The following is a 26067-nucleotide window of genomic DNA, read 5'->3' on the forward strand; positions in this document are numbered from 1 at the left end:
TAGCACCCCGAACCCTACCGGCCCGGGGAATCAGGGTGTCAACACCAAAGGATCAAGGTCCCTTCGGCGACATTACCTGGCACCTGCGCCGATACAAAACCAAGTGGCGTCGCGGAAGATACCGGCCTTGACCCACCTAAGACTCGGCTGACGCGTGGCAAGCAATACAAACGCCACCGCCAACTGAGACAGGCTCTAAGTAGTTGAAGTTGGCCAGGCCATGTCGAAGCCATGCGCCACATGGCCATCATGCGAACCGAGCGGACGACGATCTACCAGCGAACGAGCTCAAAGCCCTCGACATGCGGGAAAGGCGAGAAGTGACCGACGTCACATAGCCTGGACAGATCATGCGGGCTACTGTCGGACGCGGACTTTGCGTTCCACGGACGAATGACGGACGAATCCGAGATTTTGAGGCCCCAGGTCAGAGCTTAAAGCTCTGACCTGGGACAACGGTCGGGCTGACAGGACTTGAACCTGCGACCCCTTGACCCCCAGTCAAGTGCGCTACCAAGCTGCGCCACAGCCCGTTTCTTTTGCCGCTTTGTCGGCGGCGGTGATTACTTTAGCGCATGGGCCGGGGTGTGGCGGCGGCGAGGTCGGGGGTGTGAGGTTGCACGCGTTGGGGCGGTTATTTCTTGGGCCGCTTGCGGGGTTCGCGGGGTTTGACCACCAGTTCGATGGGGGTTCCCGGGAAGCCGAAGTCCTCGCGGAGGCGGCGCTGGATGAACTTGAGGTACTGCTTGTCGAAGGGCGCGTTGGTGAAGAGGATGAAGCGCGGCGGTTCGGCGGCGGCCTGGGTCGCGTAGATGACCTTCGGGGCCTTGCCCGAGCGGGTCGGGTGCGGGGTGGCCGCCTGGAGGGTGCTGATCCACTGGTTCAGCTCGCCGGTGGAGATGCGCTGGCCCCAGCCCGCGAGGGCCTCGCGGAGCGAGCGGGCGATCTTCTCCACGGCGCGGCCGGTCATGGCCGAGACGTTGACGCGCGGCGCCCAGGAGACCTGGATGAGCTCGCGGTCGATCTCCTTCTCCAGGTAGTACCGGCGGTCGTCGTCGACCAGGTCCCACTTGTTGAAGATGAGGACCATCGCGCGGCCGGACTCGGTCACCTGGGTCAGGACGCGCTGGTCCTGCTCGGAGATCGGTTCGGAGGCGTCCAGCATCACCAGGGCGACCTCGGCGGCCTCCACGGCCGCCTCGGTGCGCAGGGCCGCGTAGTACTCGGTGCCGGAGGCGAACTTGACGCGCTTGCGCAGGCCGGCGGTGTCGACGAGGATCCAGTCCTCGCCGTCGATCTCCACGACGGAGTCGACGGGGTCGACGGTGGTGCCGGCGACGTTGTCGACGACGGCGCGGTCCTCCCCCGCGATGCGGTTGAGCAGGCTCGACTTGCCGACGTTCGGGCGGCCCACGAGGGCCACGCGGCGCGGGCCGCGCTCCTTGAGGGCCCCGGTGGGGACCTCGGGGAACGCCCAGACGATCTTGTCGAGCAGGTCGCCGGAGTTGCGCCCGTGGAGCGCGGAGATCGGGAACGGCTCGCCGAGACCGAGGCTCCACAGCTCGTGGATCTCGGACTCCTGGCGCTCGGAGTCGACCTTGTTGGCCACCAGGATGACCGGCTTGCGCGTCGAGCGCAGGATGCGCACGGCGGCCTCGTCGGCGTCGGTGGGACCGACCCGCGAGTCCACCACGAAGATGATCACGTCGGCGGTGCGCATCGCCAGCTCGGCCTGGAGGGCGATCGACTTCGCCATGCCCTCGGCGTCGGGGTCCCAGCCGCCGGTGTCGACCAGGCTGAAATCGCGCCCGGCCCACTCGGCGTCGTAGGCCACCCGGTCGCGGGTCACGCCGGGCTCGTCCTGGACCACCGCGGCGCGGCGGCCCAGGATGCGGTTGACCAGGGTCGACTTGCCCACGTTGGGGCGGCCGACCACGGCCACCGTCGGGACCGGTCCGCGCTCGTCGTCGTCCTCGGCGTCGAGCTCGGTCCAGGTCGCTTCGTCACTCATCGATGTCCCTGTTGTTCAGCAAGGCCAGGATCTTGGCCACCACCTCCACGATCGGCAGCGCCGTGGAGTCGATCACGACGGCCCCCGCGGGGGCCTCCAGGGGCTTTGTGGTCTTCGAGTCGGCGGTGTCGCGCCGCTCGATGTCCTGCTCGACGGCGTTGGGGTCGGCGCCCATCTCGGCCGCTCGGCGCTTGGCGCGCTCGACGGGGTCGGCCGTGAGGTAGACCTTGACGTCGGCGTCGGGGGCGACGACCTCGACGATGTCGCGGCCCTCGACGACGATGCCGGCCTTCGCCTCGGCGATGATCCGGCGCTGCTCCTCGATGAGGAACTTGCGCACCGTCTTGTTCCCGGCCACCGCCGAGACCGCCTTGGTGACGTCGTCGCCGCGGATCGCCAGGTCGGCGTCCTCGCCGTCGACGCGGGTGAAGGGGTCCTCGGGGGTGGTGCCGAACTCGAGCTTGGCGTTCTTCACGGCCTTGGTGACCTGCGCGGTCTGCGCGGGGTCGACGCCGGCGTTGAGGACCGCCAGGGTCGCGGCACGGTACATCGAGCCGGTGTCGAGATAGGCGGCGTCGATCGCGGTGGCGAGGGTCTTGGACACGGTCGACTTACCCGCCCCCGACGGGCCGTCGATCGCGACGACCGGTCCGCTCTTCTGCTCAGGCACTATCGCGCTCCGTTCTTCAACTGCAAACCTCGCAAACCTACATCATGCCCGGTCGCGGGCCCCCGCGGCGAACGCCCCGCCTCAACGGCGATCGACGACACGCGCGCCCATGGGCCACAGTGCGAGCGGGATCATCTTCCAGTTCGCGACCGCCAGGGGCAGGCCGATGATCGTGATCGCCTGGACCAGACCGGTGACCAGGTGCGCGAGGGCCAGCTCCCAGCCGAAGAGGATCAGCCAGAGGATGTTGCCGACCAGGGACAGGCACCCGGCCGAGCGGTCGTAGACGACGGTGCGCCCGAACGGCCACAGCACGTACCCCGCCAGCCGCATGTTCGCGATGCCGAAGGGGATCGTCACGATGAAGATGCAGAACACCAGGCCGGCCACGAAATAGCCGATCGCGAGCCACAGTCCGGCGAGCACGAACCAGATGACGTTCAGAATGGTAGACATGCCGAAACACTAACCGGCCCTTGCTGGTCCTGTCGGTACAGCAGGCTAGAGTCCGACCTCGCGGTAGAGCAGGCCGACCTCGTCGGGCGTGAGCCTGCGGACGGTCCCCGGCTTGAGGTTCCGCAGCTTGACCGGACCGATCTCGGTGCGCACGAGCCGCGAGACGTGGTGGTCCACCTCGTCCATGAGCCGCCTCACAATGTGCTTGCGGCCCTCGTGGATGGTGATCTCGATCAACGACTGCCCGGCGTGCTCGTCGATGATCTTGAGCTTGTCGGCCTTCGCCGGACCGTCCTCCAGCTCGACGCCGGCGAGGAGCCGGTTCCAGGTGGCCTTGTCCATGATGCCGTTGACCTGCGCCCGGTAGACCTTCGGGAGGCCGTGCGAGGGATGCATGATGCGGTTGGCCAGCTCCCCGTCGTTGGTGAGCAGCAGCAGGCCCTCGGAGTCGGTGTCGAGCCGACCCACGTGGAAGACCCGCTGGTCGATGCCCTTGGCGTACTCGGCCAGGGACAGGCGGCCCTCGTCGTCGTCCATCGTCGAGATGACACCGCGCGGCTTGTTGATCGCGAAGTAGACGGTGTCGACGTCGGTGATCACGCGCTTGCCGGAGACGTGGATGACGTCCTTGGCCGGGTCCACGCGCTGGCCGAGGCGGGCGGGTTCGCCGTTGACCTTGACCTTCCCGCGGGAGATCAGGTCCTCTGCGGCCCGGCGGGAGGCGATCCCGGCCTGCGACAGCACTTTCTGCAGGCGTACGCCCTCTGCGTCAGCGTTGTTCATCTTCCTCGATATCCGTCACGTCGTCGGGCAGGAACGGGGCCAGCTCGGGGAGCTGTTCGACCGAGTCCAGTCCGATCTTCTCCAGGAACAGGGTGGTGGTGCGGTAGAGCGTCGCCGTGGAGTCCGGGTCGGTCCCGCACTCCTCGACCAGGCCGCGCGCCAGCAGCGTGCGGATGACGCCGTCGCAGTTGACCCCCCGGATGGCCGAGATGCGGCCCCGGGTGACCGGCTGCCGGTAGGCCACCACGGCGAGCGTCTCCAGCGCCGCCTTGGTGAGGCGGGCGGAGGCGCCGTCGGTGACGAACCGCTCCACGTAGCGGGCGTAGTCGGCCCGGGTGTAGAAGCGCCAGCCGCCGGCTTGGCGACGCAGGTCGAATCCGCGTCCGTCGCCAGTGTATTCGGCGCTGAGTCGGCCGAGCGTCTCGCGCACCTGTGAACGTGGCCGCTCCAATACCGCGGAGAGGAACTCCTCGGTCAGGGGCTCCTCGGCGATCATGAGGATGGCCTCCAGGACCGCGCCGAGGTCGACGTCCTCGGGGACCGGGCTGGGCGCCGCGGGCTCGTCCTCGACGGGTTCGGGGGGCTCTTCGGCCTGGTGGGGGACGGCCAGCGCGGCGGCGTACTCGTCGGTGCCGCCGACGGGTTCGTCGGCGGGCGTGTCGGCGCGCAGCGGGGCGGCCTCGCGGCGGGCGGCGGGCATCCGCCATCCGGCCAGGCCCTCCTCCAGCGATCCCTCGGTGTGGTCGGTCATTCGTTCGGCTCCTCCCCCGCTTCGGCGGGCGCGCCCGCGTACTCGTCGACGTCGATGTCGGTGGTCCCCGTGCCGCCGAGCCAGCGGACGGTCAGTTCGCCGAGCGCCTGCATCTGCTCGAAGCCGACGAGGGCTTCGCGGTAGAGCTCCAGGAGGGCGAGGAAGCGGGCGACGACTTCGAGGTGGGTCTCGCAGTCGGAGGTGAGGGCCCGGAAGGTCGCGGTCTGGACGCGCTGGAGGCGGCGGGTGATGATGACGGCGTGCTCGCGGACCGAGACGCGCTGCATGTGGACGTGGTCGATGCCGACGACCTGCGCGGGCCTGGGGCGCATGGCCTTGGCGGCGAGGACGGCGAGGGCCTCGGGGGTGAGGTCGAGGACGAGTTCGGGGAGCAGTCCTTGGAAGCGGGCTTCGAGGCCGACGTTGCGGGCGACGCGGGTGGAGGCGGACTCGGCGAGGCCGGCGAGGGCGCCGGCGGCCTCTTTGTAGGCCTTGTACTGGAGGAGGCGGGCGAAGAGGAGGTCGCGGGCTTCGAGGAGGGCGAGGTCCTCTTCGTCGTCGACGACGGTGCCGGGCAGGAGGCGGGCGGTCTTGAGGTCGAGGAGGGTGGCGGCGACGAGGAGGAACTCGGAGGTCTCCTCGAGGTTCCAGGCCTCGTCGAGGTTGGTGACGTAGGTGATGAACTCGGAGGCGACCTGGTGCAGGGCGACTTCGGTGACGTCGAGCTTGTGCTTGCCGATGAGTTGGAGCAGCAGGTCGAACGGGCCCTCGAAGTTGTCGAGCCGGACGTGGAAGCCGCTCTCGGCCTCCTCCGGTTCGCCGTCCCGCTGGGTCGGGAGCTGGGGCGGCTGCTGGTCGGTCACGCAGGCAAGCTTAGACGGACGCCGCGGGCACCTCCGGGTGAACTCTGGGTTTGCCGGGGCGCGAGGTGTGCGGAGGGCGGTTCGTCGGTGCGGGAAGGGGAGTCGCTACTTGTCGGTGGCGGCGATGAGCTCGCGTGCGAGTTGGCGGTAGGCGCGGGCGCCGGAGGAGGCGGGGGCCCAGGTGGTGATGGGTTCGCCGGCGACGGTGGTCTCGGGGAAGCGCACGGTGCGGGTGATGACGGTGGAGAACACCTTGTCGCCGAAGGCTTCGGCGACGCGCTGGAGGACCTGGCGCGAGTGGGTGGTGCGCGAGTCGTACATGGTGGCGAGGATGCCGTCGAGTTCGAGGTCGTAGTTGAGGCGCTCGCGGACCTTGTCGACGGTGTCGAGGAGGAGGGCGACGCCGCGCAGGGAGAAGAACTCGCACTCCAGGGGGACGAGGACGGAGTGGGCTGCGGTGAGCGCGTTGATGGTGAGGAGGCCGAGGGAGGGCTGGCAGTCGATGAGGACGTAGTCGAAGTCGGGGATGACCGGGCGCAGGACGCGGGCGAGGGTCTGCTCGCGGGCGACCTCGTTGACGAGCTGGATCTCGGCGGCGGAGAGGTCGATGTTGGCGGGGAGGAGGCGCAGGCCGGCGACGTTGGTCTTGACCATGACGTCGTCGATGTCGACGTCCTCCTGCATGAGGAGGTTGTAGACGGTCAGGTCGAGGGTGTGGGGGTTGGTGCCGAAGCCGACGGAGAGGGCGCCCTGGGGGTCGAAGTCGACGAGGAGGACCTTGCGGCCGTATTCGGCAAGGGCGGCACCGAGGTTGATGGTCGTGGTGGTCTTGCCGACCCCGCCCTTCTGGTTGGCCATGGCGATGACGCGGGCCGGTCCGTGGCGCTCCAGCGGCTGGGGCTGGGGGATGTCGCGCTTGCCGGTGTAGGTCTCGGGGTCGGGCGAGGAGAGGTCCTCGCTGCCGTCAGTGGGAGGCACCTGCGCGGCCCCGCGCAGGGCAGCCCATTTGTCGTTGCTGTCCACACTGCTCATTTCCGCCTCCGGGTGAAGGTCGACACCGGGTGCCGGGGGTCTCACCATTGCCTGTCATAGCGACTGTACGTCAGTGTATCGAGGCTGTCGACGGCTTGGGAGACTCCGAGGCACCCGGCGTGAGTTCGCCCGCTGTGCGTTGGGGACACTGGGACCCGAGGGGACCTCAGTGCTCGGTCAGCACCTGCGCGAGCGGCTTGAGCGGCAGGTGGTGGGTGATGGCGACGGGCTCGTTGACGACCTGTCCGGCATGGGTGTTGAGGCCCAGGGCGAGTGCGGGATCGGCTTTGAGGGCGTCGGCCCAGCCGAGGTTGGCGAGCTTCATGACGTACGGGAGCGTGGCGTTGGTGAGCGCGTACGTCGAGGTGTTCGGGACGGCGCCGGGCATGTTGGCGACGCAGTAGAAGAGCTTGCCCGCGTGGGTGAACGTGGGGTCGTCGTGGGTGGTGGCCTTGGAGTGGGCGAAGCAGCCGCCCTGGTCGATGGCGATGTCGACGAGGACCGCGCCGTCCTTCATGTCGGCGAGCACCTCGTCGTCGACCACGGTGGGGGCCTTGGCGCCGGGGACGAGGACGGCGCCGATGACGAGGTCGGCCTCGCGGCAGGCGCGCTTGACCTCGAAGCGGTTGGAGACGATGGTGCGCAGGCGGCCCTGGTAGAGGTCGTCGGCGGCGTGGAGCTTGTCGAGGTTGAGGTCGAGGAGTTCGACGTCGGCGTGCATGCCGACGGCGATGGACGCGGCGTTCATGCCGGAGACGCCCGCGCCGATGATGACCACCCGTGCGGGCGAGGTCCCGGGGACTCCGCCCATGAGGGTGCCGCGTCCGCCTTCGGGGCGCTGGAGGTGGTAGGCGCCGGCCTGGACGGCGAGGCGCCCGGCGACCTCGCTCATGGGGGCGAGGAGGGGCAGGCGCCCGTCGGCGGTCTGCACGGTCTCGTAGGCGATGGCGGTGACGTGGCGCTCCAGGAGCGCGTCGGTGCATTCGGCGCCGGCGGCGAGGTGGAGGTAGGTGAAGAGGGTCTGGCCCGGCCGCATCCGGTGGAACTCGGCGAAGATCGGCTCTTTGACCTTGAGGACGAGGTCGCCGGACTCCCAGGTGGAGTCGGCGTCGGGGCGGATGGCGGCGCCGGCCTGGCGGTAGTCGTCGTCGGTGATGGCCGAGCCGAGTCCGGCGCCGGTCTCGACGAAGACGTCGTGGCCGGCGGCGACCAGTTCGTGGACGCCCGCTGGGGTGAGGGCGACGCGGAATTCGTTGTTCTTGATCTCGCGGGGGACGGCGACTTTCACGTTACGGGTTCCTTCCGAAGCGTTGTGCCTGCTCGGGGCCGGTCGGCGTCCCGCACGGGCAGTCTAGGACGCAGTACGCCCGAATTCCCGCATTTGTGTTGCGGTACAGCGTTGCGGGCGGCCTTGTGGGCCCTGCTCCGGACGGCGTCGTCGCCGTGATCGTAACGTTCGGCCCGCCGCCTGGAAAGACGGCGGGCCATGGTTTCGAAGACGTTCTGTTGAAACTTCCATCGTTTCGATGACGGAAGCGCCGCAACTAAGGGGGCGGGCTACCGGCGTTCGAGGTGGAGGCGGGTGAGGTTGAGGGCGAGGGCGCACACGCCGTTGCGGATCTCGCCGTCGGCGACCGCGGCGAGGGCCTTGTCGAGGTCCCACCAGACGAGCTCGATGGCGGCCTCCTCGTCGGTGCGCTCGTGGCGGTCGGCCTCGGGGACGGGGCTGAGGCCGGTGGCGAGGTAGTAGAGGATGCGCTCGTTGGAGATGCCGGGGGTCGTGTAGAACTCGCCGAGTTCGACCAGTTCGTCGGCCTGGAGGTCGACCTCCTCGGCGAGTTCGCGCCGGGCGGCGTCGGCGGGGTGCTCCCCGGCGACGTCGCGCAGGCCGGCCGGGAACTCCCACAGGAGCTCCTTGGCGGGGACGCGGTACTGGCGGATGAGGCCGACGCGGCCCTCCTCGTCGAGGGGCACGCAGACCACGGCGCCGCAGTGGTCGAAGTACTCGCGCCGGGCGGTGCCGCCGCCGGGCATCGCGACGGTTTCGGCGGTCAGGTCGTAGCACCAGCCGCGGTGAATGATCTCGCTGTCGAGGACTCGGTATTCGCTCACGCGCGCAACCCTACGCCGCTCCGGCCTGGTGCTTGAGGCGCTCGCGGATCGCCTCGACGGTGGCCTTGGAGGGGAGTGGCGCGCCCGAGAGGGCCGAGAGGAACAGACCGTCGCCGACGAGGCGGACGATCTCGGCGGTGACGGGGTCGGTGATCTCGGCGTGGAGGGCGGCGGCCCAGCCCTCGAAGATGAAGACCATGTCGGCGCGGGCGGCCTCGGAGAGCTGGTCGGTGCCGCGCATGGCGGTGAGCAGGGCCCACAGGCCGGCCGCGGACTCGGCGTTGTCGACCTCGGAGACGCGCAGGAAGGTGTCGACCACGCCGGTCTCGCGGGCCTTGGCGATGGTGACCTCCTCCTGCTCGCGGAAGCGGCGGGCGAGGCCGTCGTAGAGGTCGGACTTGGACTTGAAGTGGTAGAGCAGGCCGCCCTTGGAGACGGCGGCCTCGGCGGCGACCTTCTCCAGGGTCACGCCCGCGCTGCCGTCCTCCACGAGGAGGCGCTGGAGCGCGTTGAGAATTCTGTCACGCGTGCCGACTTCGTCCTTGGCCATGAACCCTCCCGGTTGCTACTATACCGTCTGGACGGTACAGCGGTCGCATGCGGCGACGCCGCCGTCGATCCCATCTGCAAGCTTTCCCGAGCGGCCCGGCGCGGCCGCTCCCGGGTCGCACCGAAGGAGGACACCATGACCGCGACGCTGCCGACCGAACGGCGCCCCCGGTTCACCGCGAAGCAGGGGTGGGCGCTCGCCGTACTGGTGCTCCCGGTGCTGCTCATCTCCATCGACATGACCGTCCTCGGCTTCGCCGTGCCGTTCCTGTCCGAGGACCTGGAGCCCTCGGCCTCGCAACTGCTGTGGATCGTCGACGTCTACGGCTTCGTGCTCGCCGGACTCCTGGTCACCATGGGCACCCTCGGCGACCGGCTCGGCCGCCGCAGGCTCCTGGTCATCGGATCGGGCGCGTTCGCCGCCGCGAGCGTCATCGCCGCCTACGCGCCCACGCCCGAGGCGCTCATCGCCGCGCGCGCGCTCCTGGGCCTCGCCGGGGCCACGCTCATGCCGACCACGCTCGCACTCATGCGCAACCTCTTCGAGGACGACCGCCAGCGCCGCTTCGCGATCGCGATCTGGGCCTCGGGGTTCTCCGCCGGGTCCGCGGCCGGGCCGATCATCGGCGGCTGGCTGCTGGAGCACTTCTGGTGGGGCTCGGTGTTCCTCATGGCCGCGCCGGTGTCGATCGCCGTGGTGATCGCCGCGCCGTTCCTGCTGCCGGAGTCGAAGAACCCGAACCCGGGGAGGCTCGACCTCGCCAGCGTCGCGCTGTCGTTCCTGGCGATGTTCCCGTTCGTGTACGGGGTCAAGACGATCGCCGAGCACGGCCCGACGTGGACGGCCGCCGCCGCGCTGGCGGTGGGCGCCTTCGCGGCGGTCCGCTTCGTGCGGCGCCAGAAGCGCCTGGAGCACCCGCTCATCGACGTGGGGCTGTTCCGGGTGCGCCGCTTCAGCGCCTCGCTGGCGACGAACTTCACGATCGTGTTCGCGCTCATCTCGGCGCTGTTCCTGCTGACGCAGTACCTTCAGCTGGTGCTCGGCTACTCCCCCATGAAGGCGGGGCTGCTGCTCCTGCCGGGCATGGCGGTGTCGGTCGTGGCCGGGCTCGTGGCGGTGCGGCTGTCGGAGCGGGTCGGCATGGTGCGCACCATCGTCGGCGGGCTGGTGTTCGTGATCGCCGGATTCGCGGCGATGGCGCTCATCGGCGTGGACTCCGGCGCCGCGGTCGTCGCGGTGGCGTTCGCGCTCATCGGCGGCGGCTCGGGGCTGGCGCAGACGGTCACGAACGACGCGATCCTGGCCGCGGCCCCTGCAGACCGGGCGGGGGCGGCCTCGGCGATCTCCGAGACCGCGTACGAGCTCGGCGGGGCCATGGGCGTGGCGCTGCTGGGGTCGCTGGCGACCGGGATCTACCGGTCCGAGCTCGGCGACGCGCCCGCCGGGGCGTCCGAGACGCTCGGGGAGGCCGTGCACGTGGCGGCGGCGCTTCCGGCCGAGGCCGGGGACGCGCTGCTGGAGGCGGCGAAGACCGCGTTCACCGACGGGCTGCGGACGACGTCGCTGCTGGCCGCGGGTCTGGTCGTGGTGGCGACGGTCGCGGTGGGCCGGGCCCTGCGCACGAAGCGGGCCTAGGAGACGCGAAGGGGCGCCCGGAGCGATGCTCCGGGCGCCCCTTGCTTCGCGTCAGGCGCCGACGTAGGCGGCGAGGTGCTCGCCGGTGAGGGTGGAGCGGTCGGCGACGAGGTCGGCGGGGGTGCCCTCGAAGACGATCTTGCCGCCGTCGTGGCCGGCACCGGGGCCGAGGTCGATGATCCAGTCGGCGTGGGCCATGACCGCCTGGTGGTGCTCGATGACGATGACGGACTTGCCGGAGTCCACGAGCCGGTCCAGGAGCCCGAGGAGCTGCTCGACGTCGGCGAGGTGCAGGCCGGTGGTCGGCTCGTCGAGGACGTAGACACCGCCCTTCTCGCCCATGCGGGTGGCGAGCTTGAGGCGCTGGCGCTCGCCGCCGGACAGGGTCGTCAGGGGCTGGCCGAGGGTGAGGTAGCCGAGGCCGACGTCCACGAGCCGGTCGAGGATCTTGTGGGCGGCGGGGAGCTTGGCCTCGCCGTCGCCGAAGAACGCCTCGGCGTCACTCACCGACATCGCGAGGACTTCGCTGATGTCGCGCCCGCCGAGCCGGTACTCCAGGACCGCGGCGCTGAATCGGCGGCCCTCGCACTCCTCGCAGGTGGACTCGACCGTGGCCATGACGCCGAGGTCGGTGAAGATGACGCCCGCGCCGTTGCAGACCGGGCAGGCGCCCTCAGAGTTGGCGCTGAACAGGGCGGGCTTGACGCCGTTGGCCTTCGCGAAGGCCTTGCGGATCGGGTCGAGCAGCCCGGTGTAGGTGGCCGGGTTGGACCGGCGCGAGCCCTTGATGGCGGCCTGGTCGATGGCGACCACGCCTTCGCGACCGGCGACCGAACCGTGAATGAGGGAGCTCTTGCCGGAGCCGGCGACGCCGGTGACGACGGTGAGGACGCCGAGGGGGATGTCCACGTCGACGTCGCGGAGGTTGTTGGCGGTGGCGCCGCGGATCTCCATGGCGCCCTCGCTCTTTCGCACCTCGTCCTTGAGCGCGGCGCGGTCGCCGAGGTGGCGCCCGGTGAGCGTGTCGGAGGCGGCGAGGTCGGCGACGGTACCCTCGAAGACGATTTCGCCGCCGGCGGTGCCGGCGCGGGGGCCGAGGTCCACGACGTGGTCGGCGATGGCGATCGTCTCGGGCTTGTGCTCGACCACAAGGACGGTGTTGCCCTTGTCGCGCAGCTGGAGCAGGAGGTCGTTCATCCGCTCGATGTCGTGCGGGTGCAGGCCGATCGTGGGCTCGTCGAAGACGTAGGTGACGTCGGTGAGGGAGGAGCCGAGGTGGCGGATCATCTTGGTGCGCTGCGCCTCGCCGCCCGAGAGCGTGCCCGCGGGCCGGTCGAGGGAGAGGTAGCCCAGGCCGATGTCCACGAAGGAGTCGAGGAGGTGCTGGAGGCCGACCAGGAGCGGGGCCACGGAGAGCTCGTCGAGCTCGCTCACCCAGGCGCGCAGGTCGCTGATCTGCATCTTGCACAGGTCGGCGATGTTCTGGCCCTTGATCTTCGAGGAGCGCGCCTCGGGGCTGATGCGGGTGCCCTCGCACTCGGGGCAGGTCGTGAACGTCACGGCCCGCTCGACGAACGCGCGGATGTGCGGCTGGAGCGCCTCGACGTCCTTGGAGAGCATGGACTTCTGCATCTTGGTGATCACGCCCTCGTAGGTGAGGTTGATCCCGTCGACCTTGATCTTGGTGGGCTCCTTGTAGAGCAGGTCGTGCAGTTCGCGCTTGTTGAACTTCTTGATCGGCTTGTCGGGGTCGAAGAAGCCGCAGCCACGGTAGATGCGCCCGTACCAGCCGTCCATCGTGTACCCGGGGATGGTCAGCGCGCCCTCGTTGAGGGATTTGTCCGCGTCGTACAGGGCCGTCAGGTCGAAGTCGGTGACCGAGCCCATGCCCTCACAGCGCGGGCACATGCCGCCGAGCTGGTTGAACGTGGCCTTCTCGGCCTTGGTCTTGCCGCCCTTCTCGACGGTGATCGCGCCGCTGGCCTTCACCGAGGGGACGTTGAAGGAGTACGCGTTCGGCGAGCCGATGTGCGGGGTGCCGAGGCGGGAGAAGAGGATGCGCAGCATCGCGTTCGCGTCGGTCGCCGTGCCCACGGTCGAGCGGGGGTTGGCGCCCATGCGCTCCTGGTCGACGATGATCGCGGTGGTCAGCCCTTCGAGGCGGTCGACCTCGGGGCGCGCCAGGGAGGGCATGAAGCCCTGGAGGAAGGCGCTGTACGTCTCGTTGATCATCCGCTGCGACTCGGCCGCGATGGTGGCGAACACCAGCGAGCTCTTGCCGGAGCCGGAGACCCCGGTGAACACCGTCAGGCGGCGCTTGGGCAGCTCGACGCTGACGTCCTTGAGGTTGTTCTCGCGCGCGCCGTGCACGCGGATGAGGTCGTGGCTGTCTGCGGCGTGCGGCGAAGGGGTGCCCTGCTTCGCGGACATGCGAGTCTCCTCTGCTCGGCGCCGGCGGGCGCCGTCGGTCGGCCGACCGGGACGGGTCGGCATGGGTGGTGGTGCGGGTGCTTCCTGGTCCGCCGCCGAAGCGGCGGACTCCATAACGTATCCGGTGGCACCGACAACGCGCGACCCCGGTCGGCTCGCGCCGGTCGGGGTCGCACGGAACGCTCAGAGGCGCTTGTTGATGCGGATCATGTTGCCCGCCGGGTCGCGGAAGGCGCAGTCGCGGACGCCGTACGGCTGGTCCGTCGGCTCCTGGAGCACCTCCGCGCCCGAGGCGCTGACCCGCTCGAACAGGCCGTCGAGGTCGTCGGTGCTGAAGATGACGCCCCGCAGCAGGCCCTTCGCCAGCAGCGTCGCGGCGGCCTCCTTGTCGGCCTCGGAGGCGTTCGGGTCCCCGACGGTCGACTCCAGGACGATGCCGATCTCGGGCTGGCCGGGCGGACCCACGGTCACCCAGCGCAGCGTCTCGTAGGAGACGTCGTTGCGGACTTCGAGACCGAGCGCGTCACGGTAGAAACCGAGCGCCTTGTCGTGGTCGTCGACGGCGATGAAGCATTGTGCGAGCTTGATGTCCATGCGACCGACGTTACCGGCGGGACGGGGGCTTCGCTTCTCCATTCCTGACCGGTCGGGTGTAGATCTTGGCGACGCACGCGGGAATGGCCGCGGCCTCCCCGTGGTCCCTCGCCCGGTACGCGCTCGGGCTCTCCCCCACCAGCTCGGTGAACCGCGAGCTGAACGACCCCAGCGAGGTACAGCCGACAGCGAAGCAGACCTCCGTCACCGACAGGTCCCCGCGCCGCAGCAGCGCCTTCGCGCGCTCGATCCGCCGGGTCATGAGGTAGCTGTACGGCGTCTCCCCGTACGCGGACCGGAAACTCCGGGCGAAATGCCCCATCGACATGTGAGCGACCTGCGCGAGCGCGGCCACGTCCAGCGGCTTCGCGTACTCGCGGTCCATCAGGTCCCTCGCCCGGCGCAGCAGCACCAGATCCTCCAGATTCACTCGCCCAGCATGGCACGGCCCCGCGGGCACCGGCAACGCGAAGGGACGGGACCCGAGACGGGCCCCGCCCCTTCGCGGCGGTCGGATCAGGCGTCGCCGAGGTCCAGGCGCTCGCCGGCCTGGCGCGCCAGCGCCGCCTCCACGAGCCCGGCGAACAGCGGGTGCGGGCGCGTCGGACGCGACTTGAGCTCGGGGTGGGCCTGCGTCGCCACGAAGTACGGGTGCACTTCGCGGTCAAGCTCGATGAACTCCACCAGGCGCCCGTCGGGCGACAGCCCCGAGATCACGAACCCGGCCTTGACCAGCTGGTCGCGGTAGGCGTTGTTGACCTCGTAGCGGTGGCGGTGGCGCTCGTTGACCTCGGTCGCCCCGTACGCCTCGGCGACCAGGGAGCCCTCGGCCAGCTGCGCCGGGTAGGTGCCCAGGCGCATCGTGCCGCCCATGTCGCCGCGCCCGGCGACGATGTCGGTCTGGTCGGCCATCGTCGAGATGACCAGGTGCTCGGCGGCCTGGTCGAACTCCTCGGAGTCGGCCCCGACGAGCCCGGAGATCTCCCGCAGGCCCTCGATCGCCATGCACTGCATCCCGAGGCACAGGCCCAGGGTCGGGACCTGGCGGGTGCGGGCCCAGGTGAGCGCCCGGATCTTCCCGGGCACGCCGCGGTCGCCGAACCCGCCGGGCACGACCAGGGCGTCGACCCCGGCCAGCGCCTTCGCGGTCGCGTCGGCGCCGTCGCACTCGTCGGAGACCACCCAGCGGACGTTCACCTTCGCGCGGTGGGCGAACCCGGCCGCGTGCAGGGCCTCGACCACGGACTTGTAGGCGTCGGGCAGCTCGACGTACTTGCCGACGATCGCGACCTCGACCGTGGCGGCCGGGTTGTGGACGCGGTCGAGCAGGTCGTCCCAGGCGCTCCAGTCGACGTCGCGGAACGGCAGGTCGAGCTTGCGGACCACGTAGGCGTCCAGGCCCTCGGCGTGGAGGGTCTTGGGGATCTCGTAGATCGACTTCGAGTCGGGGGCCGAGACCACCGCGGCGTCGTCCACGTCGCAGAACCCGGCGATCTTCTGCTTGAGGCCGCCGGGCAGCGGCCGGTCCGAGCGGCACACGATCGCGTCGGGCTGGATGCCGATCGAGCGCAGCTGCGCCACCGAGTGCTGCGTGGGCTTGGTCTTCATCTCCGAGGAGGCCGCCAGGTAGGGCACGAGGGAGACGTGGAGGAAGAAGCAGTTGTCGCGGCCGATGTCGTGGCGGTACTGGCGGATCGCCTCCAGGAACGGCAGCGACTCGATGTCGCCGACGGTGCCGCCGACCTCGGTGATCACCACGTCGGGCACGCGCCCGGTCTCGGGGTCCGGGTCGGCCATCGCCGCGAGGCGGGACTTGATCTCGTTGGTGATGTGCGGGATCACCTGGACGGTCGCGCCGAGGTAGTCGCCGCGGCGCTCCTTGGCGATGACGTCGGAGTAGACCTGCCCGGTGGTCACGTTGGCGTGCTTGGACAGGTTGCGGTCGAGGAAACGCTCATAGTTGCCGATGTCGAGGTCGGTCTCGCCGCCGTCGTCGGTGACGAAGACCTCGCCGTGCTCGTAAGGGTTCATCGTGCCGGGGTCGACGTTGAGGTACGGGTCGATCTTCTGCATCACCACGTACAGTCCGCGCGCGGTCAGCAGGTTCCCGAGGCTTGCGGCGGTCATGCCCTTACCGAGGGCCGAGGTGACCCCACCGGTGACGAAGAGGTGCTTCGTGTTTCGGATCTGACCATTGACGGCGCTGGCCAAAGCGGACTCCCGTGGTAATCGTGTCGATCGAGCGGTCGAGCAGGTGCTCATGACCGCCGGTGGATCGCTCATCCACGGGATTCCACACTAACACTTTCGCCGCTGTTTTCCTCATCGACCCACGACGGTGCGTCGACGATCATGTCCGAGTACTGACCGTCCTTGACGTGGGCGCGGGCGAGGACACGGTGGCTCATGATGATCGCCAGGGGCACCATGACGGCCAGTGCCGAGCCGAGGCTCATGAGGCCCTTGCCGAGGAGGAAGCCCGCGACGGCGGCGCCGACGAGCGCCGCGGAGAACGCGGCGCGCAGCGGCGGGTAGAGGCCGAAGGCGCGGCGCAGGCCGCCGCCGGGGCGCAGCAGGATGAGCCAGCAGTAGACGCCCGCGAGGACGGTGAGGAGGCTCAGGGGCGAGGTGAAGACGGCGACGACGTTCGAGCCGAGCCCGGAGGCGATGACGCCGTTCGTGTCGCCCATGATGTCGCCCATGAAGGAGCCGAGCTCGCCGCGTTCGGCGACGGGCCGCTGGTAGTCGATCCAGGAGAGGCCGAACAGGACCGCGGCCCCGGCCAGGCCCGACCACGCGAAGCGCGAGAAGGTGACCCAGCCGCCGGTGGCGAGGGCGGCGGCGAGGCAGGTGCCGACGATGATGGCGACGGCGGCGGGGACGGAGTCGCCGAGGAAGCCCGCCGAGACGACCAGGACACCGAGGCAGCCGATCCCGGCCATGACCGGGGACTGGTAGCGGCGCGGCAGGCGCCAGGCCGCGGCGGCGGCGAGGAGCCACAGCGAGGCGATGAACATGCCGGTGGCGACGGGACCGAGCTCGTTCGAGGCGGAGTCGGCGACGGTGAAGTCGCCCAGGAGGGTGCCCAGGGGGTCCTCGGTGTGGATGAGCATCGCCAGGACGGTGACGAGGACGCCGAACGCGGAGACGCTGACCATGAGCCCGGCGGGGCCGTGGCGCCCGGGCAGGGCGATCGCGGCGATGGCGCAGGCCACGGCGACGCCGAGCGCGGTGAGCGGGCCGACGAGGCCCGGGTTCGGGGCCGACCACCAGTCGAAGAAGTCGGCGAGCATCGCGGCGGCGACGAAGAGGGCGCACACGAGGGCCGAGAGGATGTTGAGGCGCATGAGCCACAGCGGCGGCGGTTTGACGCCCGGCTGCCCGGCGTGGCGCAGCAGGTGCAGCAGCGGCCAGGCCACGAAGGTGAGGGCGAGGAACAGGAGCACCTGGAGCCATTGGGTGGCGGGTGCGGCCTCGGCGGCGGCGATGAGCCGGGTGTCGGTGTCGTCGAAGACGGCCTGGCGGCGCTCGTAGGTGAGCGAGTCGGCGGTGACGCCCGCGGGGATGCCGGCGAGGGTGTCGGGCAGCGGCGCGTCGAGCAAGGAGAGGGTCGTCGCGGTGAGGTCGGTGAGCCGGAGGTACCCGGGCCGTTCGGCGGGGAGGTCGACGAGGTTGTGGCCGCCGGTGGGCTCGACGTGGGCGACGGTGGCGAGGAGCCGGTCGGGCTCCTCGACCTGGCCGATGCCGGTGACGATGAGGGCCGAGTCGGCGCCGCGGGCCTCCTGGAGGGCGCCGACGGTGGCGTCGAGGTCGTCGAGGGCCGCCTCGCGGGCGTTCTCGGCGGTGGGCAGGACCCCGCCGTCGACCACGGTGAGCGGGCAGGCCGCGAGCGTCCCGGCGAGTTCGGCGCCTTCGGGCATGACCGGCAGGTAGTCGCCGACGCGGCCGACGGAGTTGGCGGTGGCGTAGGCGGCGCCGGGACCGATCGCGGTGGCGCAGGAGGTTCCGGCGGCGAGCATCCCGAGTTCGGCGCCCGTTTCGAGGTCGCGGTTGACGCTGACGAGGTCGGGCATCCCGGCGATGGTCGCCGAGTCTCCGGCGACGGTGATCGCGTCGGCGGTGATCTCGCCGCAGTCGGTGGGCTCGCCGTAGGGCGTGGAGACGGCGGGCGAGCCCGCCGAGAGGGTGAGCCAGCCGTCGAGGGTGCAGGTGAAGCGGCGGGCCGAGTCGGTGTTCAGTTCGGCGAGCGAGCCCTCTTTGGAGAGCGCGGCGAGGTTCGGGGTGCGCTCGTCGTCGATGTCGGTCCAGTTCAGGCCGCCGACGCCGAGGACGACCACCGAGTCGACGGTCTCGGGGAGCGCCTCGTCGGCGTCCTCGGGGAGCAGCTGGAACACGCCGACGGCGATGAGGGCGACGACGACGGCCCATACGCCGATCGGGCCGCGGCTGCGTTTGATGTTCTTGCCGGCCTTGCGGAACCAGCGCCCGGGATCGATCTTCTTGGACACGGCGGGGCTATCTTCCCGTCAGTTCGAGGTAGAGGGCGTCGAGCACGTCGATGACGCGCTCCTCGTCGGGCCAGGTGGCGGCCTGGGCGCGGCCGGCGGCAGCGAGGCGCGCGAGGCGCTCGGGGTCGGCGAGGAGGGCGCGCACGTGGGCGTCGAAGGCGTCGACGTCGCCGACGGGGAAGAGGATCGCGCCTTCGCCGACGAGGTCGGGAATGCCGCCGGTGCGGGTGGCGACGAGCGGGAGCCCGGCCTGGAGCGCCTCCTGGAGGGACAGCGGGTAGCCCTCCCAGGTGCTGGTGTTGACGACGAGGTCGGCGGCGGCCAGGAGGTCGGCGATGTCGCCGCGGTGGCCCAGGAGGCGCACGTCGGCGCCGCTCGCGTCGATGAGCGCCTGCAGGCGGTCGCGTTCGGGGCCGTCCCCGGCGATGGCGACGACGGGCGCGGGGTCGAGGCCGGTCCAGCGCTTGGCGGCGGCGATGAGGGTGTCGTGGTCCTTCTGGACGTTGAGCCGCCCGACCGACAGGATCAGGGGCCGGTCGCCGATGCCGAGCTGGGCGCGCAGGACCTTCGGGTCGCCCGCGGGCCGCAGCGGCGGCGCGGGGGCCTGCGCCAGGCGCGCGTCGACGGCGCCGAGGCCGACGAGGTGCGAGTGGAGGTCGGGCGAGATGGCGAGCGCGACGTCGACGCCGCGGGCCAGGCGCCGCTCCATGAAGTCGTAGGCCTGCCGCTTGACGCCGGTGGCGAGCTGCGTGTTGTGCCAGGTGGTGACGAGGGCGGCCCCGGCGGGGCGGGCGGCGAGCGCGGTCATGCCCGCGGTCATGCCGTGGGCGTGGACGACGTCGACGCCGCGGCCGGTGATGCCGCGCAGGGCCTTCGAGACGGCCCACCAGGCGGCGGGCAGGCCCGGGGAGGGCTTGGAGGTGATCGGGGCGGAGATGAAGCGGGCGCCGGTGGCGCGGAACCCGAACCGCTCCTCGGTCTCGGGCGGGCCGACGACGGTGACGGCGTCACCTCGGGCGACGAGTCCGGTCGCGACCGAGGCGACGTGCGTGCCGACGCCGCCGGTCGAGGGTCCGAGCACCAAGGCGATCCTTCGGTTGCTCACTGGTCGGCTCCGCTCTCTGGGTCGTTCGACTGGTCGTCGGTTCCGTTCGACGTCCGTATTGTGCCAGCGCGGCGCAGCACCGGCCGCACCACGCCGGATCCGCCGATGAGGGCGGCGAGTCCGAGGTAGACGACGGCGGTCGCGCCGCCGACGACGACGCCCTGGACGAGGGCGCTGAAGGTGGTGTCCGCGTGGCCCCACAGGAAGATGAGCTCGCGTGCGGCGAGGACGGCGACGATCGAGGCGACGACGGTGGCGAGCGTGGCGCGCGGGACGCCCGCGAGGCTGGCCGTGCCGGTGTGGCGGGCGATGGCGGCGGTGAGGGCGAGGCCGATGACGGTCATGCCGATGGTCCAGGCGATGGCGAGCGCGAGCGTGCGGTCCTCGATGGGCATGGCTTCGGAGAGGACGACCGCGGCGACGGCGCCGGCGGCCCATCCGATGGAGGTGGCCCCGGCGGCGTACTTGTTGCGGCCGATGGCGTAGAGGCCCCGGGAGTAGATCGCGAACATCGAGTAGCCGAAGAGGCCGAAGGCGAGGCCGGTGAGGGTCGCTTGGAGCTGGGTCTGGGTGCTGGAGACGTTGTCGGAGGAGACCGAGGAGAGGACGGTGCCGATGGGTTCGGCCAGGCCCGCGAGGGCGGCGACGCCGAGGCCGGAGAGCAGGAGGACGGCGCGGCCGACGTTGGAGAGGCGCCGCTGGTAGCGGTCGTGCTCGCCGAGCGAAAACGCTTCGGCGAGGACGGGGTAGGCGGCGGTGGCGAGCGGGACGGCGAGGATGGCCCAGGGCAGCAGGAAGAACGTCTGGGAGACGGTGAAGACGGCGACCGGGCCGGGCCCCGCACCGTTGGCGAGGCGCATGAGCAGGGCTTGGCACAGCTGCTGGGCGCCGACGGTGATGGCCCCGGCGATGGCGAGGGACTTCAGGCCTGAGGCGACGTGGGTCTCCAGGCGCCAGGCGGGCCGCAGGCGCAGGCCGAGGCCGCGCAGGGGGAAGACGAGACAACCGGCGAGGACGACGACGCCGAGGGTGGTGCCGAGGCCGAGGAGGAGGATCTCCCCCTGGCCGATGTCCTCAGTGGAGGCGTTGCGTTCGGAGGTGACGCCGTAGGCGAGGTAGACGACGGCCATGACGATGCTGGAGAGCAGCGGGGCGAGGGCGGGCCAGGCGAAGCGGCGGTGGGACTGGAGGATGCCGGTGAGCACCACGGCGACGCCGTACAGCGGCAGCTGCGGGGCGAAGAGGATGAGCAGTTCGGTGGCGACGTCGATGGTCTCGGGCTCGATCGAGCCCCCCGGCATGAGCGCGAGGATGATCGGGCGGGCGAACACCGCGACGATGACACCGGCGGGGAGCAGGATGGTCAGCGCCCAGGTCAGCAGTGCCGAGGCGATACGGCTGACCTGTTCGGGGTCGTGGCGGGCGAGGGGCGCGGCCAGCAGCGGGATCACCAGCGCCGCGAGCGCTCCCCCGGCGACCAGTTCGAAGATGATGTTGGGGATGTTGTTCGCGGTCTGGTAGGCGGTGCCGAGGGCGCCGAGGCCGATCGTGTAGGTGAACACCATCGTGCGGCCGAACCCGGCCAGGCGGGAGGCGACGGTGATCGCACCGATGACCGAGGCGGCACGACCGACTTCGCGTCGGGTCTCGGTCAAGACTTCGTCCGACCCAGCTCGTCCAACTCGCGCAGCACCGGCGTCTCGGCGATGACCTTCGTGAAGCTGACCTTCTCGGAGGTGGCGATGAGCGCGGCCACGCCCGCGAGGGCGAGGTGGCGGCCGATCATGCCGGTCCGGGAGATGTAGGCCAGGCCGAGGAGCGCGCCGAGGGCGTTGGCGCCGCCGTCGCCGAGCATGGTCTTGCCGTCGAGGTCGTCGGCCATGGCCGCCCCGGCGGCGGAGGAGACGGCGAGGGCGGTGTTGGCGCCGCCTTGGGCGGTGGCCTTGCGGGACTTGGGGCCCGCGGGGCGCGAGAGCGGCGCGGAGACGATGGTGACCACCTTGAGGGCGCGGCCGGGCCTGAGGTCGAAGAGGTTGATCAGGTTGGCCGCCCCGGCGATGACGCCGCCGCCGACGCCGACGTTCCACAGCCGCCGGGTCCAGTGGCGGCGCGGGTCGGTGAGGTCGCCGTTGGTGAGATCCACGAGCGCGGCGGAGGCGAGCCCGGCGGTGGAGATCCCGAGGATCTTGACCAGGCCCGCGGAGAGGCGGCCCTTGCGGAGAGCGCCGAGGTGGCCCTTGAAACCCTTGGCCTTCTCGCCCTTGGCGTCGGCGATGTCGTCGTAGAGGCCGACGGCGCCGGAGGTGAGGCCGGTGGCGGCGGCGGCCACCGCGTAGGCCGGGGAGTTCGCCCCCAGGACCGCCGCGGCGGTGGCGCCGACCGTGACGCCCGGCCCTTCGGCCAGGCTCACGGTGTCGCCCTTGTGGTTGACCCGTTCGAGTTCGGTCGCCCACTTCGACCGCCGTACGGCTCCGATCGCGGCGATCGTGCCGCCCGCGGCGAGGCCTCCGAGGAACGCACGCCCGACGGTACGCGTTAGCTGGCTCATGGACGCGATACTAGGCTGCGCCGGGAAGCAGGTCCGACATGCCCTCCCCGATCCCGAGATGGTCCACGTTGCCGGTGGCGATGTAGTCGGCGAGCGCGGCGACCGCGGCGATCTGGCCCTGGGTGACCGCGACGTTGTCGACGGTGGCGACGTCGTCGACCTCGTCGCTTCGAAGGACCGTGATCGGGTTGCCGTCGCCGGTCGAGGTCGTGGCGCCGTAGACGGTGGGCACGTCGGCGGCGAAGGCGCCAGTGAGGGCGACCATGCCGTTGTTGCGCTCCTCCGAGTCGGAGTCGGTGGAGCCGGGTCCGGCGAGGACGAGGACGCCGTCGGCGACGCCGGTCGGCTCCTCTTCGACGGTGAGCATCGACAGCTCGTTGAGGCTCGTGGTGACCTTCGTGATGTCGCCCGCGGCGATCTCGACGGCGGTGCCGTCGGCCTTGCCGGTGGTGACGGCGGCGAGGACGTAGCTCATCGCGGCGACCCCGTCGTAGGTGACGGGGGGCTGGACCGTGGCGGGGGTGATCTCGTTGTCGACGAGGTCCACGAGCTGGTCGGCGTTGTCGGGGTCGAAGAACTCGTCGAGGACGGAGATGCGGCCCGAGACGGTGGCGCCGGAGTAGCCGAGCATCTCGACCACGCCGTCGACGGTGTCGGTCTCCACGCCGGGGAGGGCGACGATGAGGACGTTCTTGTCGGTGAGCATGCCCGCCAGGTAGGCCGGGGCGATCTCGGCGGCGAAGGCCTGGTCGTCGCCGAGCTGGTCTTCGAGCTCGTTGATCTCGGCGCGCAACTGGTCGTTCGAGTCGCGCAGGCCCTGGGTGGCGCTCTGGAGGCGCTCGACGGCGGGGCCGTTGAGGGCGGCGGTGCCGAGGATGAGGCCGACGGTGAGGGCGAGGAACACCGCGGTGAGGCTCACCAGGTGATAACGGAAGTTGATCAAGAGAACAGTCTTTCGATTTGGAAGATCAAACCTTCCCACCAGTCGGCGACCACGTCGACGAACGAGCGTCCGACGGTGGAGATCGCGACGGCGGTGGCCATGGCGGCGAGTCCGGCGACGATGAGCAGGAGCAGGGCCGAGATGGACATGTCCTGGCGGTAGAGGCGCGAGACGCCCTTGGCGTCGACGAGCTTGCCGCCGACGCGCAGGCGGGTGAGGAACGTGGAGGCCATGCCGCCGCGCCCCTTGTCGAGGAACTCGACCATGGTGACGTGGGTGCCGACCGCGCAGATGAGCTCGGCGCCCTTCTCGTCGGCCATGAGCATCGCGATGTCCTCGGAGGTGGCCGCGGCGGGGAACGGGATCGCGGGGACCCCGAGCTTGTCCATGCGCTCCATGCCGGGGGCGCGGCCGTCGGCGTAGGCGTGGACGACGATCTCGGCGCCGCAGCGCAGGGCGTCGTCGGACACCGAGTCCATGTCGCCGACGATCATGTCGGGCGTGTAGCCGGCCTCGAGGAGCGCGTCCGCGCCGCCGTCGACGCCCACGAGCACGGGCTTGAACTCGCGGATGTAGGGCCGCAGGACGTCGATGTCCTCCTTGTAGTTGTAGCCGCGGATGACCACGAGGGCGTGGCGGCCGTTGAAGGAGGTCTTGACGTCGGGCACCCCGACCCCGTCGAGCAGGAGGTCCCGCTCGCGCTTGAGGTACTCCATGGTGTTGGCCGCGAAGGCCTCCAGCTGGACCGACAGGCCCTCCTTGGCGGCCTCCATGTCGGCGGCCACCGACTCCTCGGTCTGGACGGTGCCCTCGCCGATCAGGGTGTCGCCGTAGTAGACCTCGCCGCCGTCGACCGTGACGGTCTTGCCTTCGCGGACGTTGTCGAAGATCTCCTCCCCGACGCCGTCGACGAGGACGATCCCGGCCTTGACGAGCACTTCGGGGCCGAGGTTCGGGTAGCGGCCCGAGATCGACTTGGCGGCGTTGACGACCACGGCCACGCCGGTGCCCACGAGGGTGTCGGCGGCGACCCTGTCGAGGTCGACGTGGTCGATGATCGCAATGTCGCCGGGTTCGAGCCGGCCGCAGAGCCGCTTCGTGCGGCGGTCGAGACGGGCGGTGCCGACGAGTCGTCCCTCGGACGACTCGTCATCCGGTTTCCGCCCGGGCAAACGCAAGCTAGGTACACGCATCGTGCATCATCATGCCATCCGATCGCACGGGCCGAGGCGACGGCGCGCCGCTTCGCACCCGATCCGGTGAAGGCCCCTAGGACTTCATCTTCGCAGCTTCGGCCAGGAGTTCCTCGGCGTGGGCGACCCCCAGGTGGGAGTCGGGCATCCCCGCGAGCATGCGAGCAAGCTCACGCGCCCGCGCGGCGTCGTCGACGACCCGCACGCCCGAGACCGTGACCGCGCCCGAGGTGTCCTTGGAGACCACGAGGTGGCGGTCCGCGAACGCGGCCACCTGCGGCAGGTGGGTGACGACGAGCACCTGGTGGGTGCGGGCGAGCTTGGCGAGGCAGCGGCCGATCTCGATGGCCGCGCCGCCGCCGACGCCCGCGTCGACCTCGTCGAAGACGAGCACGGGCGGGCCGCCGATCTCGGCGAAGACCACTTCGATCGCGAGCATGACGCGGGAGAGCTCGCCGCCCGAGGCGCCCTTGTGCAGGGCGGCCGGGACCGCGCCGGGGTGCGGGCGCAGGAGCAGCTCGACCTCGTCTGCGCCGTCCTCGGTCGCGCCCGAGACGGCGGCCTCGGCGCCGGAGCCGACGGCGAGGTCGACCCCGCCGCGCCCGGCCGGACGCGGCTCGACCGAGGCGGTGACGGTGGCGTGGGGCATCGCGAGGCCCTTGAGCTCGGTGGAGACCGACTCGGAGAACCGCGCGGCGGCCTCGCGGCGCGAGGCGCGCAACTGCGTGGCGAGGTCGGCGGTCCGGGCGGTCAGGTCCTCGTGGCGGGCCTCCAGCTCGGCGACGCGCTCGTCGGAGACGTCGAGCTCCTCCAAGCGCTTGCGGGCGTTCTCCGCCCAGGCGAGCACGCCGGGGAGGTCCTCGGCGTACTTGCGGTACAGGGTCTTCAGGGCCGCCTGGCGCTGGTAGATCTCCTCCAGGCGCCGCGGGTCGGCCGAGAGGTCGTCGAGGTACGAGGAGAGGTCCACGGCGGCCTCGGCGAGGAGGACGCCCGCCTGCGCGAGGCGCTCGGCGAACTCGGCGAGCTTGGGATCGGCGTGGGCGTCGTGCTCCAGGGCGCGGGCCGCGGCGCCGACGGTGTCGGACGCGCCGCCGTCGCCGGTGGCCGGGTCGCCGGTGATCGCGGCGTGCGCGGTGGCGGCGGCCAGGCGCAGGGCCTCGGCGTTCTCCAGGCGCCGGGACTCCTCGCCGAGCTCCTCCTCTTCGCCTTCCTGCGGGTCGACGGCGGTGACCTCGTCCAGGCCCAGGCGCAGGAGGTCGGCCTCGCGGGCCATCTCGCGGGCGCTGGTGCGCAGGCGCGACAGCTCGGAGGCGCACGCGCCGAGTTCGGCGTAGACCGCGCGGTAGGCGTCGAGGACCTTGCCGTGGTCGGCGCCGGCGAAGCGGTCGAGCGCGGCGCGCTGCTCGGCGGCCTGGAGCAGGCGCATCTGGTCGGACTGGCCGTGCACCGAGATGGCGAGCTCGCCGAGTTCCGACAGGACGCCGACGGGGGCGCCGCGGCCGCCGACCCAGGCCTTCGAGCGGCCTTCCGCGGAGACCGAGCGCGCCAGGAGCAGCTCGCCGTCCTCCAGGTCGGCCCCGGCCTCGATGGCGCGTTCGCGCAGTTCGAGCGCGGCCTCGCCCACACTGAGGCGGCCCTCCACAAGGGCCCGGTCCGCGCCGAGGGGGGCGCGGGAGGCACGACCGCCGAACAGCAGACCCAGACCGGCGACGACCATGGTCTTACCGGCCCCGGTCTCACCGGTGATGCAGGTCAGGCCGGAATCGAGCGGCAGGGTGGCGTCAGCGATCACGCCCAGGTTCTGGATGCGAAGCTCCTCCAACACGCTTCAGAGCCTAGCCTGCCCGACCGACAACCGGCCCCGCAGACGGCCGGAGTGCGAA

The 26067-nt window shown here is 71.0% G+C and carries 22 protein-coding genes and 1 tRNA gene; 1 reads left to right on the top strand and 22 read right to left on the bottom strand.

What is annotated here, in order from left to right; translation table 11 throughout:
• Positions 1-459: 459 nt before the first annotated feature.
• The 11 genes from E9998_RS08885 to E9998_RS08935 form a co-directional block, all read right to left on the bottom strand.
• Positions 460-533, bottom strand: a tRNA-Pro gene (locus E9998_RS08885).
• Positions 534-634: 101 nt separating this feature from the next.
• On the bottom strand, positions 635-2011 hold the full coding sequence (gene der / locus E9998_RS08890; protein WP_136529338.1) for a ribosome biogenesis GTPase Der: 1377 nt from the start codon (positions 2009-2011) through the stop codon (positions 635-637).
• Positions 2004-2681, bottom strand: coding sequence for a (d)CMP kinase (cmk, locus tag E9998_RS08895; RefSeq protein WP_240037536.1), 678 nt, complete (start codon positions 2679-2681; stop codon positions 2004-2006). The genes der and cmk overlap by 8 nt, the downstream gene beginning before the upstream one ends.
• Positions 2682-2762: 81 nt before the next feature.
• The gene (locus E9998_RS08900) at positions 2763-3137 is read right to left on the bottom strand and encodes a YccF domain-containing protein (RefSeq protein WP_136529339.1); all 375 of its coding nucleotides are present in this window, start codon (positions 3135-3137) and stop codon (positions 2763-2765) included.
• A gap of 45 nt (positions 3138-3182) precedes the next feature.
• Positions 3183-3920: a pseudouridine synthase gene (locus E9998_RS08905; RefSeq protein WP_136529340.1), complete on the bottom strand. Its 738-nt coding sequence runs from the start codon at positions 3918-3920 to the stop codon at positions 3183-3185.
• Positions 3907-4671 carry an SMC-Scp complex subunit ScpB gene (gene scpB, locus E9998_RS08910; RefSeq protein WP_136529341.1) on the bottom strand — a complete coding sequence of 255 codons (765 nt, stop codon included), beginning with the start codon at positions 4669-4671 and terminating at the stop codon, positions 3907-3909. Before scpB ends, E9998_RS08905 begins: the two co-directional genes overlap by 14 nt.
• Positions 4668-5534: a segregation and condensation protein A gene (locus tag E9998_RS08915; RefSeq protein ID WP_136529342.1), complete on the bottom strand. Its 867-nt coding sequence runs from the start codon at positions 5532-5534 to the stop codon at positions 4668-4670. Before E9998_RS08915 ends, scpB begins: the two co-directional genes overlap by 4 nt.
• A gap of 105 nt (positions 5535-5639) precedes the next feature.
• Positions 5640-6566, bottom strand: a complete 927-nt coding sequence (locus E9998_RS08920; RefSeq protein WP_136529343.1) for a ParA family protein — start codon at positions 6564-6566, stop codon at positions 5640-5642.
• A 166-nt stretch (positions 6567-6732) separates the two neighbouring features.
• Positions 6733-7854, bottom strand: a complete 1122-nt coding sequence (ald, locus tag E9998_RS08925; protein WP_136529344.1) for an alanine dehydrogenase — start codon at positions 7852-7854, stop codon at positions 6733-6735.
• A 269-nt stretch (positions 7855-8123) separates the two neighbouring features.
• Positions 8124-8678: an NUDIX domain-containing protein gene (locus tag E9998_RS08930; RefSeq protein WP_240037537.1), complete on the bottom strand. Its 555-nt coding sequence runs from the start codon at positions 8676-8678 to the stop codon at positions 8124-8126.
• A 10-nt stretch (positions 8679-8688) separates the two neighbouring features.
• On the bottom strand, positions 8689-9228 hold the full coding sequence (locus E9998_RS08935; protein ID WP_136529345.1) for a TetR/AcrR family transcriptional regulator: 540 nt from the start codon (positions 9226-9228) through the stop codon (positions 8689-8691).
• Positions 9229-9363: 135 nt separating this feature from the next.
• Here E9998_RS08935 and E9998_RS08940 point away from each other — a divergent pair, with 135 nt between their 5' ends.
• Positions 9364-10863: an MFS transporter gene (locus E9998_RS08940; protein ID WP_136529346.1), complete on the top strand. Its 1500-nt coding sequence runs from the start codon at positions 9364-9366 to the stop codon at positions 10861-10863.
• 51 nt (positions 10864-10914) lie between these two features.
• Here the strand turns inward: E9998_RS08940 and E9998_RS08945 are convergent, their stop codons facing one another.
• The 11 genes from E9998_RS08945 to recN all read right to left on the bottom strand — a co-directional run bounded on the left by E9998_RS08945 (position 10915) and on the right by recN (position 26009).
• A complete protein-coding gene (locus E9998_RS08945) occupies positions 10915-13293 on the bottom strand; it encodes an ATP-binding cassette domain-containing protein (protein ID WP_136529347.1) in 2379 nt (792 codons plus the stop codon).
• Positions 13294-13476: 183 nt separating this feature from the next.
• Positions 13477-13887 (bottom strand): VOC family protein, encoded by a 411-nt coding sequence (locus tag E9998_RS08950; RefSeq protein WP_192907063.1) that lies wholly within the window; start codon positions 13885-13887, stop codon positions 13477-13479.
• A 10-nt stretch (positions 13888-13897) separates the two neighbouring features.
• Positions 13898-14317 (bottom strand): helix-turn-helix domain-containing protein, encoded by a 420-nt coding sequence (locus tag E9998_RS08955; RefSeq protein WP_136529349.1) that lies wholly within the window; start codon positions 14315-14317, stop codon positions 13898-13900.
• A gap of 86 nt (positions 14318-14403) precedes the next feature.
• Positions 14404-16149 (bottom strand): CTP synthase, encoded by a 1746-nt coding sequence (locus E9998_RS08960; protein WP_192907067.1) that lies wholly within the window; start codon positions 16147-16149, stop codon positions 14404-14406.
• 17 nt (positions 16150-16166) lie between these two features.
• Positions 16167-18395: a hypothetical protein gene (locus E9998_RS26710; protein WP_136529351.1), complete on the bottom strand. Its 2229-nt coding sequence runs from the start codon at positions 18393-18395 to the stop codon at positions 16167-16169.
• Positions 18396-18402: 7 nt separating this feature from the next.
• Positions 18403-19500 (bottom strand): glycosyltransferase family 4 protein, encoded by a 1098-nt coding sequence (locus E9998_RS08970; protein WP_158299745.1) that lies wholly within the window; start codon positions 19498-19500, stop codon positions 18403-18405.
• Complete coding sequence (murJ, locus tag E9998_RS08975; protein WP_136529353.1) at positions 19497-21155, bottom strand: murein biosynthesis integral membrane protein MurJ; 1659 nt, start codon at positions 21153-21155, stop codon at positions 19497-19499. The genes E9998_RS08970 and murJ overlap by 4 nt, the downstream gene beginning before the upstream one ends.
• Positions 21152-22048: a hypothetical protein gene (locus E9998_RS08980; protein WP_136529354.1), complete on the bottom strand. Its 897-nt coding sequence runs from the start codon at positions 22046-22048 to the stop codon at positions 21152-21154. Before E9998_RS08980 ends, murJ begins: the two co-directional genes overlap by 4 nt.
• A gap of 10 nt (positions 22049-22058) precedes the next feature.
• The gene (locus tag E9998_RS08985) at positions 22059-22991 is read right to left on the bottom strand and encodes a copper transporter (RefSeq protein ID WP_158299746.1); all 933 of its coding nucleotides are present in this window, start codon (positions 22989-22991) and stop codon (positions 22059-22061) included.
• The gene (gene steA / locus E9998_RS08990) at positions 22988-24169 is read right to left on the bottom strand and encodes a putative cytokinetic ring protein SteA (protein ID WP_420842421.1); all 1182 of its coding nucleotides are present in this window, start codon (positions 24167-24169) and stop codon (positions 22988-22990) included. Before steA ends, E9998_RS08985 begins: the two co-directional genes overlap by 4 nt.
• A gap of 91 nt (positions 24170-24260) precedes the next feature.
• Positions 24261-26009 carry a DNA repair protein RecN gene (recN, locus tag E9998_RS08995; protein WP_136529357.1) on the bottom strand — a complete coding sequence of 583 codons (1749 nt, stop codon included), beginning with the start codon at positions 26007-26009 and terminating at the stop codon, positions 24261-24263.
• Positions 26010-26067: the final 58 nt, after the last annotated feature.

Origin of the sequence: Glycomyces paridis (genome assembly GCF_004912155.1) — a bacterium.
Lineage (GTDB): Bacteria > Actinomycetota > Actinomycetes > Mycobacteriales > Micromonosporaceae > Glycomyces > Glycomyces paridis.